This window comes from Candidatus Omnitrophota bacterium, assembly GCA_016929445.1.
In the GTDB taxonomy this organism is placed as follows: Bacteria; Omnitrophota; Gorgyraeia; order JAFGIU01; family JAFGIU01; genus JAFGIU01.
The window spans coordinates 1-12,421 of sequence record JAFGIU010000065.1; the positions used below are offsets into that span (position 1 = coordinate 1).

The 12,421-nt window shown below is 54.5% G+C and carries 8 protein-coding genes; 1 reads left to right on the plus strand and 7 read right to left on the minus strand.

The window, feature by feature from the left end:
• The 4 genes from JW937_05725 to JW937_05740 form a co-directional block, all read right to left on the minus strand.
• The coding region (locus JW937_05725; protein MBN1586914.1) for a PKD domain-containing protein at nt 1–2,422 on the minus strand (2,422 nt) is incomplete at its 3' end.
• A gap of 77 nt (nt 2,423–2,499) precedes the next feature.
• Entirely contained in the window at nt 2,500–3,876 is a 1,377-nt protein-coding gene (locus JW937_05730) for an FAD-binding protein (protein ID MBN1586915.1), read from the minus strand.
• 78 nt (nt 3,877–3,954) lie between these two features.
• Nucleotides 3,955–4,344 carry a hypothetical protein gene (locus JW937_05735; GenBank protein MBN1586916.1) on the minus strand — a complete coding sequence of 130 codons (390 nt, stop codon included), beginning with the start codon at nt 4,342–4,344 and terminating at the stop codon, nt 3,955–3,957.
• Nucleotides 4,341–5,195 (minus strand): universal stress protein, encoded by an 855-nt coding sequence (locus tag JW937_05740; GenBank protein MBN1586917.1) that lies wholly within the window; start codon nt 5,193–5,195, stop codon nt 4,341–4,343. The genes JW937_05735 and JW937_05740 overlap by 4 nt, the downstream gene beginning before the upstream one ends.
• 283 nt (nt 5,196–5,478) lie before the next feature.
• On the opposite strand from JW937_05740, the gene JW937_05745 reads away from it, so the two are divergent.
• A complete protein-coding gene (locus tag JW937_05745; GenBank protein ID MBN1586918.1) occupies nt 5,479–6,906 on the plus strand; it encodes a radical SAM protein in 1,428 nt (475 codons plus the stop codon).
• On the opposite strand, the gene asnB is transcribed toward JW937_05745, so the two are convergent.
• The 3 genes from asnB to JW937_05760 form a co-directional block, all read right to left on the minus strand.
• Nucleotides 6,831–8,762: an asparagine synthase (glutamine-hydrolyzing) gene (asnB, locus tag JW937_05750; protein ID MBN1586919.1), complete on the minus strand. Its 1,932-nt coding sequence runs from the start codon at nt 8,760–8,762 to the stop codon at nt 6,831–6,833. The two genes, JW937_05745 and asnB, sit on opposite strands and share 76 nt — an antisense overlap.
• 1 nt (nt 8,763) lies before the next feature.
• A complete protein-coding gene (locus tag JW937_05755; GenBank protein ID MBN1586920.1) occupies nt 8,764–9,792 on the minus strand; it encodes a glycosyltransferase family 2 protein in 1,029 nt (342 codons plus the stop codon).
• Nucleotides 9,793–10,563: 771 nt separating this feature from the next.
• Complete coding sequence (locus JW937_05760; protein MBN1586921.1) at nt 10,564–12,351, minus strand: glycosyltransferase family 39 protein; 1,788 nt, start codon at nt 12,349–12,351, stop codon at nt 10,564–10,566.
• Nucleotides 12,352–12,421 lie beyond the last annotated feature (70 nt).

Sequence of the window (12,421 nt, forward strand, 5' to 3'; positions counted from 1 at the left end):
CGCAACTCAGGTCCGGCCCGGCATTGGCCAATGGCGGCGTATTGATGGAAATTTCCATCTGAGCCAGAGCCACCGAACCCGGGAGGCCCTGGGCATCATCCACCTGCAGGCGAACCTTGTAGCTGCCGCCCTTGAGATAGGTATGCTTGACGCGCCTGCCCTCCGCAGTCTGGCCATCGCCAAAGTCCCAGGCAAACTGGAGCCGGTCCCCGTCCGCGTCCACGGAACCCGAGGCATCAAACTCCACTTCCATGCCCACCGCGCCCTTCAAAGGCGCGTTGATTACGGCGGACGGAGGCGTGTTCACCTTTACCGAAACCGTAGCACTCACCACACTGCCGTCCATGCCGCGGCCGTCATCCACCCAAAGCGTGGCCAAATAATTCCCGCCCTTGGCGTACTTGTGCTGCGCCTTCTGGCCCTCGGCAGACTGGCCGTCCCCAAAGTCCCAGCGGTAGGTCAATGAATCACCGTCCGGATCCGAGGACTGGGAAGCGTCGAACTCCACCGGCTCACCCACGGCCACGGTGCGGGCCAAACCGGCCACGGCCACGGGCGTGTGGTTGAGAGTCACCTTGACTGCATCCGTTGCCGAGTCGCAACCCGTGCCCGAGTCATCGCTCACCAGCAGATTAACCAGATACACCCCGCCGCGCGGGTATTCGTGCCCCACACTGCGGCCCTGGCCTGTCTGGCCATCTCCAAAATCCCAGTAGTAGGAAAGCGCATCGCCGTCCACATCCTTGGAAGCAACCGCATCAAAACGCACTTTAAAGATTTCATCCGGCTTGCTTGCCACAATCATCACATCCTTACCGGCATCGGCCACAGGAGCGGTGTTCACCCGGATCTTGCTTGTATAGGTAGAGGTATCACAAATCGTGTGGCTATCGTCTTGCACCGTCAAAGTCACGGCATACACGCCGCCTTTCTTGTAAAGATGCTCGGCACTCACCCCGGCGGCCTTTTCTCCGTCGCCAAAGTCCCACACATAAGTCAGGACCTGTCCCTGGGTGTCCGTGGTGCCTGTGGCGTCAAAGAAAACAGAATTCCCCACACAAGCCACATCCGGAATACGCGCCGTGATCTTGGGCGGGTGGTTGACAAAAACCCGCTGCGTGGCCTGGGACGAGGCCGTCCCGTCAGCCACCGTCAGAGTCACTGTGTAGAACCCGGGCTCCGCATAGCGGTGTTCCACCTTAGGCTTGTCCTCACTTTGCCCGTCTCCAAAATCCCAGTTAAAGACCAGGCGCTGATTGTCCGGATCAAAGGACTTGGTGGCGTCAAAATTAAAGGTGTCGCAAGGCCCTTTGGGCTGCGTTTTGGAAGGCATTCCTGCGGACACGGCCTGGGTTGGGGGCGGTGTCTTGGGGCTGGGCCCGGCACTCCCAGGAGCCGGCTTTTGCACAGAGGCAGCCGCCTTGGGCTGCTCTCTTTCCATGGGTGCCGCGGATTCCGGAGTCTCTTCAGGCTTTGGACTCAGGAGCTCCGCCAAAATACTCTCGGATTTGGGGGCGGGCTCCTCGGGAACAAAATAGACCGGCACCGGATACCCCTCATAAGTTTTGAGGAAGAAGGACATATTGACCCGGCGGTCGGATTCCTTAGTCATGCGGTAATAGAGCCGGCCGTCCTCGGCCGTGGGTTGGATCTCCAAAAGGGTGTGGGCCCATTTGGCTGGCTCCGAACCCTCGGCCAAGTGCCAACGCCGGCCGTCAAAAATCTGCACAATGCCCTCGCTGGCCCCGAGATTGAAATTGTACTGGTATAAACGCTCGGTCCCCTCGGGCAGCTCCGGATAAAAATGCATGCGCTCGCCCTTAGCCTGTGCCAAGTAGACATTCCCCCTAAAGAAGAACTGCTCGACTTCGGCTCCCAGAACCCGTATTCCGAAAAGATTCCCGTCATCCCCGCTCAGGCCCTCGGCCACCACCCTGAAATAGCTGTAGGGACCGATACGCTCCCCGCGATCCATCGTGTACTTGCCCAAGGTGACCCATTCCTTGTCAAAATCATCACTTTCCGCAGTTTCGAGCTCCTCGAGCAACTGGCCGGAGTGGATGTTCTTTGCCTGCTCTTCCCCGCCCGGCTCAAACTCGGTTAACGCACCCTTGCCGCCGTAAAGCGAAAAGCGGGTCCGCGTGTTCCAGGAACCCACGGGATCATCCACACCGCCGCCCGTGTCCGGATCAAAAAGCTGGATTTCAAGAGGCGCAGCCTCCTTAGTGGAGACCCGCACAAACAGAACCTGCTGGGTTCCGGAAGCCCCAAAATAGGGACTCCCTTCCGAACCAAAGACATAGAAGTACTTTACGTTGCTCGACCTCATGCCGGCCGCCCCGGCAGGGCCCATACCCATACCCAAAAGCAAAGCTGCCGCAATCAGTAACATTGCCAAAATATTGGTTTTACCCGGCTGCATTAGATGAATCCTCCCCATAAAATCACACAGTGGGCGCCAGAATAGTCCAGAGCGCCCTTTCAGTCAAGACAGGGTGCTTAAAGAGGCAAGAAGCCGCCCAGAATCCGGTCCGGGTCATACTTCTCTTTGAGGGATTTGAGGGCGGGCCAAAGATTCCCGAAATGCTTCTCCCAATGCTCCTCGTCAAAGTCCACAATGCCCGAGAGATACCGTTTGCCGCCGAACTGCATACTCAAGTCACTGGCAAGCCGCAGTTTCGCCAGGGCCATGTCCAGAACATCACGAGGCACGCCGGGCAGCAAACCAAAACCGATCACATACTCGGATTCCGGCCGCATGAAGAGAGGCAACTGTGAAGTGTTTCCGCGCGAAGGCCATAAGAGAATATGCCCGCCTCCCAAAAAATGCGGAGGCAATTGACTCAGCACCATTGAGATATACGCGGGCGCGGCATCCCACGGCAAGAGGGTCTCCATCCACGGATGCGGCCGGTCCCAATAGCCCATTCGCTTCCACAATTCAAACAAGGACTCCAGGCGCCGCACAAAGCCGGCCATGGGCCAGTCTTCCACATGCGCCTTGCGGTAAAAAGACAGGCCCCTCAACAGCGCGTTCTCATCCAGGGTCACATCGGGATCCAACTCAACAGAAACATGCAAGGGATAGAACCACTCGGCAAAAGCCTGGCGCTCCTCCCCCTGGCCTCTAAAGCCCTGCGGACAAGGCGAACACCAGGCCTCCAAATAATCAAAGCGGTCTTCTTCCATCAGAAGCTTGGAGTCGGCCATAAAGGTTTCCAAGTCATCATATAAGAGGTAGTAAGTGCGCACGCGCGAAAAACAGGGCTTGAGTTTGAGTTTGGCCTCGGTGATGACCGCAAACTGGCCCAGGCCCGAGCGCGCCGCATTGAAGAGTTCCAGGTTTTCCCCGGCTGAACAATCAAGCATCTGCCCGGCGCCGGTCACCACTTTCAGACTCAGCACATTGTCGCCCTGCGCACCATAGCGAAAGGAAGAAATTCCCAAGCCGGCCACTGAAAGCGTGCCGCCCACAGTCACGCCCAAATTGTTCGTAAGCACCGGAGGGACCGCACCCTGTTGCAGCACTTCGCCCACCAAATCACTCCACACCACCCCGGCTTGCACACGCACCCAAGTGCGGTCTTTGCTGATTTCCAAGATCTTGTTCAGGGTTGTCATGTCAATCAAAATCCCGCCGTCGCTCAGGGACTGACCGCTCTGCGAATGGGCCTGGCCGCGCACCGCAAGAGACGTGCGCGTCTCGCGAGCAACCTGCACTGCCACGGCTACGTCCTCGGTGGACTCGGGACGCACAACGACTCTGGGTTTTTTACGCGCCATGCGGCCGAAGTCCGCGCTATGCGCTTCCAGATCCGCACCATCGGTGCTGACTTTGCCGCCCAGTTGATTTCGAAGTTTTTGGATGAAGTCCATTAGCCAACTCCCATCGTCATGGCGAGGCAGGCACTGCGAGCCGTAGCCGCCTATGTTCCGCAAAGACCGCCACGTCGCTTACGCTCCCCGCGATGACAACAGTACCCACAAACTGCACACCCCCAAGACGGCAATGGTAATCCACTCGGGAGCAGGGAGGCCCGCGCGAATCGCTTGAAAAAGAAAAACCCCGAAGCTCGAGAAACCCCCGATAAGCAGCATGTGAATCACCGTGCGGTGCCCGGCCGGATCCGCAGCCGCCTTCCATGCGCCGTAAGCGTATCCCAAAGCCAAAGCCGCAATCAAATAAGTGGCCAGCAGGGTGAAGCCGGAGTCTGCCGGATAGCTCCCAAAGCCCATAAAACGATGATAAGCCACTGGAAAAAACCAGTGGCTTATACACCAAAACACGCTAATGATCGCGGTGACGCGCAGTGCCAAACGAAGGGATTGGGAGTTTGAGCTCATTCTCGAATAAGGATCACACTCGCGGCCATCTGATCCAGGAGATCGCTTTCAAGCCTGCGGGCCACCACACTCTTCCCTTTGATACCCATGGATTCCATGAGCACCACCTCGGCTTGTGCTTCTGCAACCGCTTGTTTCACGGCGTCTACAGCATCCTTTTTGGCCGACACGTGTGTGGTCGGAATCTCGCCCACGCCCAGGATATCCTGGATCGTGGACTGCACCTTGGCGGATTCCCCGGAATCCACCAACAGGTTCACCAAATGAAGTTTCACATTCCCCTGCGTCGCCAAAGTCTTGGCAAAGTGAAGCGCCCCTTGACCAAAGTCCCCGTCCACGGAGACAAGCAGGCAGTTCTTCCAATCCGGAGATACATTCTTTCCCACAAGCACCAGGGTCTTCTTCAGCGAGTGGATCACCCGCACGGCCGAGGAACCCAGCCAGGGCCGGATCCACTGCCCGTGCTCTCCGCGCTTGCCCATGACCACAATATCGCAGTCCTCGGCCACATTGAGAATCTCCTGGGCTACCAGGCCGCGCTTAGCCAGAAAGGTTTCCTTGGCACCAAACACGCCGGCGCACTCCTTAAAGTACTTTCTCACAGCTGCCGAGCGCTCTTTGAGCCGCTTTTCAATCTCCTTGGAATCCCCCTGATAAAAGGGATTCATGGAAATGGTCATGGGGTCCTTAATCACAGCCGGCCCCTCGCTGATGCGTATGTCCTCGACGTGCAAACCCACGAGCTCGGCGGTAAAGTCGCGCGCCAGGCCACAGGCCACTTTCAAAGTCGGAACGTTGTAATCCGAACCGCCCAAAGGAACCAAAATTTTCTCAATCGCTGTCGTTGTCACTGGAATCTCCTAACCCGCGTTCTTTTGCCATCCACGCCCTTTGCCCTGTCATCCTGGGCAGCCTGCCCAGCGCAGCCGGGGGAAGGATAAGCGGAATTATTAATAGGGTAGTTTAGTGCGGGGCGGAGGTGGTGTCAATTGCCGAAAGGCAGCCTCATTGTGCACAGAGCGCCATGTGTCCAGTGCCCAGCCAAGCCTTGAAAATGCCGCCGGGCTGGCCTAAATTGGGCCATGCGCAGTGCGCAAACGAAAGAGGTTTCGTCTGAAGACAGTCCTTTCCCTTATGCCCGTTTGGCGCGCATGCACTCCGTCTTTGACTCTTGGGTACCTCAAGTCAAGCGTCATCCAGGCTGGACATGAGTGCATTGCCCTGGACTTCACTTCGCAATACAATCCAGGCACCCTTTCACCCATGGGCGATCTGCCGGCCGAAGAATATATCGCGCAGCATCCTGGAATCTACCAAACATGGGCCAAGCAAATCCGCCGGTTTCAACCTCAAGTAGCTGGATTTAGTCTATGCCATTCCAATTTCAAGACGGCTGCCCTCGTTGCCGCAGAGGTGAGGAGGATGCTGCCTAATATCTTCATTGTCTCGGGAGGTTCAATGTTCACTGCCCACGAAATGAACCATATTTCCTCTGCCCTGGACTTTTCAGATGTTGTGGTCGAGGGGGAAGGAGAGCAGGCCATTGTTGATCTTCTCCAGGCCCTCGACAGCGGCAGTTCCCCAGACCAGGTCAAACAGCTGTGGTTCAAATCAGAGACGGGCAGTTACAACTACACAGGCCCCGCTCCTTTGCCGGATATCCACCAGATCCCCATACCGGATTACTCGGATTTTGACTTTGAATATCATCAGGGCCAGCTTGCTATGCTCTTTTCTCGCGGGTGTGTCCTCGATTGCAGCTTTTGCACCAACAAATGGAATCACCGTACCCAGCGCACCCGCACCGGAGAATCCGTATTTGCCGAACTCAAGCAGCATCTCAACAGCTATCCTGTGAAAAGCTTGCTCTTCAATGATGACTCTCTGATTTCTCCCATCACCTACCGAGAACTTGAATCCTTTTGCGACCGCATCATTGCCGAGGGTATCAATGTTCCATGGACCATCTACGGCACAAGAGTGGAAAAGCTTCTCACACCCGAGTACGTTCGGAAGCTCCAAAAAGCAGGTCTGTATCAGGTTTCGATCGGGGTGGAGAGCTTTTCCTCGCGAGTCCAAAAAGACATGGGCAAATCTTCCACCTTTGAATTAGCAAACCGGACGGTCCGCTTCTTTGCCGATGCGGGAATAAGGACGGGGGTTTGGATCATTTACGGGTATCCCACTGAAACCGAAGAGGACTTCGAAGAGACACGCAGATGGTTTCTGGAACATCCGAATGCGGTATCAAACGTCTGCGCAAATCCTTTTCACCCGAACCAAAAATATCTCAACTCCAGACCCGGGACTCTGGTCGAGGGCCATCCGCACTGGGCATGGAAATCAAATGAGTCCACCCTGCTGACTCGGAAATTGCGCTTCTTGCGCCTGATCGAGGTGTTGGAGTGGCAAAGACAAAGAGATCCCGATAACTTCAGCTATCAAATCGCCGATCCTATTGACATCAAATATTTCAACCGCTGGAATCAGGAGGAAAAGGATTTCATCTTGGATCTATGGGAAGAGATGGCACCCTCCCCATGTTTGTCCAACCAAAGCTGAAACATGAGGAGGGCCCAGAGCTGCCTGGAATGGTCCGCTTTAGCACTAAAATGCTCGGCAAGCAGCCGGCTGACGTAAACGGGACTAAAGAGACCCCCGGCTTCGAGCCGGTCCCGCCCCAACAGGGATGCAACCATAGTTCTAAGCGGCCCTGATATCCATCGGGCAATGGGAACCCCAAGACCGTGCTTTCTGCGGTTCAAAATCTCTCTCGGCAATTCCTGGCAAAAGGCTCTTCTCAACAAAGACTTAGTGGTGATCCCCCGTATTTTCATGGCTGCAGGAACAGCGGACGCAAATTTGACCATCTCCTGATTCAAGAATGGGGAACGCACCTCGAGCCCATGTGCCATCGAAGCGCGATCCACTTTGGTCAGCATGTAGCCGGGCAGAAAAAATCGACGTTCCAGCGCAAGCAATCTTTCCAGCCAATCTTCATCCCTCGAAGAAGGAAGCTCTTTATAGAAGCGCTCGAATAGTTCCCCGGCCCCATCGGCAGGCATCCCCGGCTCGCTGAGCAAAGCTTCTTGCATTTCCGAATTAAAGCAGCTCATCCAACGATAGTGCCTCTCTGGATTGGTAAACCCGGCATGATCCACAAAGCGTTTTAGGCAAAAATCCAAGCTCAAATACGAGTGGGAAACGGGCAGCCTGGCTATGCCGGCTCGAAGCACTCGGCGCAAATTCTGTGGCAGCTTCACATAAGCTTCCGCCATCTTGTGCGCTACGTAGGTTGGGTAACCCGCAAACAACTCATCCCCTCCGTCTCCTCCCAAAACAACAGCCACATCTCTGCTCGCAAACTCCGAAAGTAAATAGTTCGGAATAAACGCATAGTCGGCAAAGGGCTCGTCCAGCACATCATAAAGCCTGGGCAGAAGCTGCTTGACGGCATCGATCTCCAGCGTAATCTCGTGATGATCTGTGCCAAAAATCTTGGCAACCTGTTTCGCGTAATCGGATTCATCGAATCCCCTGCCCTGCACACGAATACAAAAAGACTTCATTCCTTTTTGCCCCGCCCTGGATTGGCAGGCCACAATGGAGCTCGAATCAAGACCTCCACTCAAGAACACCCCCAGTGGACGATCTGAGACAAGCTGTGCCTCCACAGCGGACTGAAGGGTCTGCCTCAAGAGTTGCGCAGCGCCCCGTTCAGTGAGACCGGGGTCCAATTCCGCCGGAGCTTCCCAATAAGCCTTCTCGTAGACCTCGCCGTTCTCAAAGACCAGGTAGTGGGCGGGCAGCAGCTTATGAACTCCCTGATAGATGGTTTGAGGCGCGGGAATGTAGCCCAAGCCCAAGTAAGTGCGCAACGCGGGAGTGCTCCTTTCCAACGGGAGTTCGGGCACCGCTCTTAATGCTTTGAGTTCCGACGCGAAGGTGAAACCCCCTGCAAATTGAGCGTAATGGAGCGGTTTTTCGCCCATGCGGTCCCGAGCCAGCAAGAGACGCTGCCGTTTCTCATCCCAGAGAGAAACAGCAAACATCCCAAGCACCGGCTTCAAGAAATCGCAACCGAGCTCTTCATAGAGATGAAGCAGAACCTCCCCGTCGGACTGGGACCGAAACCGATGACCTTTTGCGGCCAAACCCGCCCGGAGTTCGCGGAAATTGTAAATTTCGCCGTTATAGGAAAGCCACAAAGTTTGATCTTCGTTGGCCATGGGTTGGTGAGCAGCCGGAGAAAGGTCAATGACCTTGAGCCGGCAATGACCCAAACCCATGGATCCACTCAAATGGATTCCCTCGTCATCCGGGCCGCGGTGGCGAAGGGCTTGAGTCATGTTCAGGACTATTTGGCGGGTGCGCTCCGGAGAGGAGATGGGATTGTAGTATCCCGCAATCCCGCACATCTCAACTTATCCACTTTTCAACAATATAATTCTTGTGGCGATTTCCTTGATAGGCCAGGCGCACATTGAGTTCCGCAAGCAGACCCAGACAGCCGAGTTGAGTGCCCACAAAAATAAGGAAGACGGATAGAAAGAACAGCTCCCCCTGATCCCGGATCATGTAGACCCCGCGGAAGAACCGCTCATATAGAAGAAATGCGGCCAGCCCAGATCCGCTAAGAAAAAAACCGAGTCCCAGCCCGCCAAAGAACCGGAGAGGCTGAGCCAAATGCCGGTTCAAAAATTGAATTCGGATTAGATCGAAAAAGACCGTGGGGACCCTTTCCAAACCATATTTGGATTTGCCTTTGGGGCGAAGCCCTTGCTTGATCGGGATCTCACACACGGACATCTTGAACGACCCGGATAGAACCGGAATAAAGCGATGGAAGTCTCCATAGAGCGGCAGGTGTTGGATCACATCCCGCCGGTAGGCTTTGTATGTGGTCCCGAAATCGCGCAGCCTCATGCCCGAGATGCGGGCCATTAACCGGTTGGCAATCCAGGAAGGAAACCTTCGTTTCCAAAACGGATCCCCTTTCCTGTCTGTGCGGTACCCACTGACAAGATCCCAACCCTCCTCCATTCTTGCCAGGAACTCCGGGAGGTATTTGGGATCGTGCTGAAGATCCCCATCCATGGTAATGACAATTTCACCCTTGGCCCGCTCGCATCCCGCGGCAATTGCAGCAGTCTGGCCAAAATTCCAGCGCAATTTTACCAACTTGAGGTGAGGATCTTTTCTTTTTAGTTCCTCCATTTTGCGAAAAGTCGCATCCTCGCTCCCGTCATCCACAAAGAGAATCTCAAACGCACAGGGAAGGCATTCAGCCTCTTCCACCAACCTGGAGTAAAACTCCTCAATGACGTCTTCTTCATTATGAAAGGGAACAATGATGCTCAGGTAGGGTGTCCCGGCAACCTTATCCGCAAAGTCCGTACGAAACTTAGTTGCGGCTGGGTCCACGGCATCCACACTCGGACGGGGCATACAGGCGTCCTCCTTTCGGATATCATAGCATTACCAAGCCGGAGGGTCTGCGCATCAATACACCAAAGCATCCAGTCACACCCAAACTACTCCTCACATTTGACTTGGAAGAGTTCGCCGCTGCGGACGTGGGACTGAGCATGCCCTGGAACGAATGCTGCAGGATTTCTATTCTCGGAACCCAACACATACTCAGTCTTCTGGATGAATTCCCGATCAAGGCAACCTTTTTTGCCACCTGGACCTTCGCAAAAGAATGCCCGGATCTTATCGGAAGGCTTTTGGCGCAAGGCCACGAACTCGCATGCCATGGATTGGACCATGCAGATCGCTACGGCCAAATGCCCGATTCTCAAGCAATAGACGCGCTCGGCACCGCGAAGGACCAATTGGAGAATCGATTTGCCTGCTCCATCAAAGGCTTTCGAGCCCCACGCATGCAGGGCCCCAAGCCTGCGGTCTTGGCCAGTGCAGGTTTCTTATACGATTCCTCACTTCACCCCACATGGGTGCCCGGACTTTACAACTCCTTCGCTACCGCGCGGACTCCTTCTTTCCACAGTAACGTATGGAAAGTCCCGGCTTCAGTGACTCCCCTGTTGAGGCTGCCGGTTTCCTGGGTCTGGGCACGAAATTTCGGACTCACCTATCAGAAACTTTGTTCGTCGTGGGTTATGAGAACTACACCCTATCTGAGCCCCTATTTTCATCCGGTGGATTTTGTAGAAGTGGATTCTGGGGTCCAGAATTCCTGGCGGAACCAGCTTATTTTCAGGCGGAGCGGGAAAGCATTTTTGAATCAGATGCAGCACTTTCTCGGATGGTGTCGCGAAAAGGGGTTCCAAGCCGAAACAATCCAAAGCTACGTCTTTCACTCATTGATTCAGGAGCAATCCGCTCCGGAATCACACTCAGATTCTGAAACAGGATAACCCTCATGCCGTTTGGCAGCTCCCAACTCCCCACATCGACAAACTGGGCCCCAGAGGACTTCATTTGCTCTCTCAAAACGGCCGGTTCAACGGCCAAGTGCTGGGTGAATCGCCGCTCATAGGAGCTCTTATCTCCATATGAGACCACGAAATGAACTCGAGAAAGGTTTTCTTGCAGCCATTCTTTGCTTGGAGGGTGATTGCTGACAATCTCAATGGGATACTGATTCTCCGCTCGAAGATAGAGCATGCTGCAGGGTGAGAAGTACAATTCCTCCACCAAGAACATCAGTCTGGGAGACTCGACGGCGGACGCGCCTAATACAGCCGATGCGAGATCTTGAAGGTGCCAATTCCTGTCTCTATGCACATCACCGTTAGGATAGGCCGCTAGCATATGCGAAACAGCCGCTGAGTCACTCCCAACAATCCAGCGTGATTTAGACTCAAGTAGTTCCTGTCCAAACATGAGCTGTGAGACATTGACCCCCGCTGCAGCCAATACCAACAGAGTACAAGCAGCAAAGACGACCCTGCTCAAACGCCTGAGGCGCGCGAGGCAGCCGCCGATCAGTAGCGCCATTGGTGGCATTAGACCCACGGTAAACTCAATATGCCAATCTCGTGTGCTAATAAGAAAAAGCAACGGAATAACCAACCAAGCCAGGATGAGATATCGCACTTGCTTAGCTTCGGGGTCCTCAACAAAAGATTGCCTTTTCAAGACAAGGGTAACGACACATAGAAAAAGACTTAAACAGAGGAAGGCTGGAGAGAGCCCAGTAAGAAACACCCCCTTAAGAACCTGGACCACGTGCTCTGCAAACCCTGGTTCTATCTGCCCCAATGTCACATAAAGCCAAGTTCGCCCCCCGTATCCATAACCCAACAAGTAATCAAGGGCAGGGCCTAGATTGGGCAACCACCACAAGGACGCCAGAACACACCCAATCCCCAAGGCAAGGAATAGATTTCCGAGAACTCTGCGCTTGTGCGCAGACTGGGAGAGCCCCAAGTACAGGCCCATACCTAGTGGACCAATATAATAGGCTGGGGCCATCGTCCTCGTGAGAAGACAGAGGCCAAGAGCGACTCCAAGAGCAGCACTCCATGGCACTGACTCAAAATACCATGATTTGATGACCAAGAGGAGGGTAAGCCCTACAAAAGTAACCAAAGGGATCTCGGTCTGAAAAAACCTGGAATAGCTAATAACAACAGGGAAGGAAAGAAGGACTAGAGCAGCAGAAACCCCGGCAATCTGACTTTCAAAAGCCTTCCTTCCCAAGGCATAGACTGTGAGCAACAGAACGAACAGATAAGGCAGGTGACTCCAAAGAGCTGCCTCCCGGCTAGGCTCTCCGAAGAAAAGATACGTCACAACAGCCATATGTTCGAACCAAGGCGCTCTTATGGAAGAACTTGCGGCCGCAAATTTTAGAAATCCGGAAAAACCTTCCTTCACCAGTACGTGGTACCCTTCCACACTCTGATAGAGGTAAAGCGCTGCATCGAACACAGGGGGGATTTCTAAAATGCCGAGTTGCTTAAGATGTGAGATGTTGAACCATTGATAGGCAACCGCCACAACTCCAAGAGAAATGCCCACAGCAAGATTGCGGCTCAAATTGCGCAGTTCAGGCCCCCTTTCCACCAGGCGAATACCTCACGGGATGTGACGAAATCCCTGGCATCTT

Bases quoted from the DNA above. Each gene is read 5' to 3' on its own strand.
- asnB (MBN1586919.1), bottom strand. From the start codon at position 8,762: ATGTGCGGGATTGCGGGATACTACAATCCCATCTCCTCTCCGGAGCGC.
- JW937_05755 (MBN1586920.1), bottom strand. From the start codon at position 9,792: ATGCCCCGTCCGAGTGTGGATGCCGTGGACCCAGCCGCAACTAAGTTT.
- JW937_05745 (MBN1586918.1), top strand. From the start codon at position 5,479: ATGCCCGTTTGGCGCGCATGCACTCCGTCTTTGACTCTTGGGTACCTC.
- JW937_05730 (MBN1586915.1), bottom strand. From the start codon at position 3,876: ATGGACTTCATCCAAAAACTTCGAAATCAACTGGGCGGCAAAGTCAGC.
- JW937_05735 (MBN1586916.1), bottom strand. From the start codon at position 4,344: ATGAGCTCAAACTCCCAATCCCTTCGTTTGGCACTGCGCGTCACCGCG.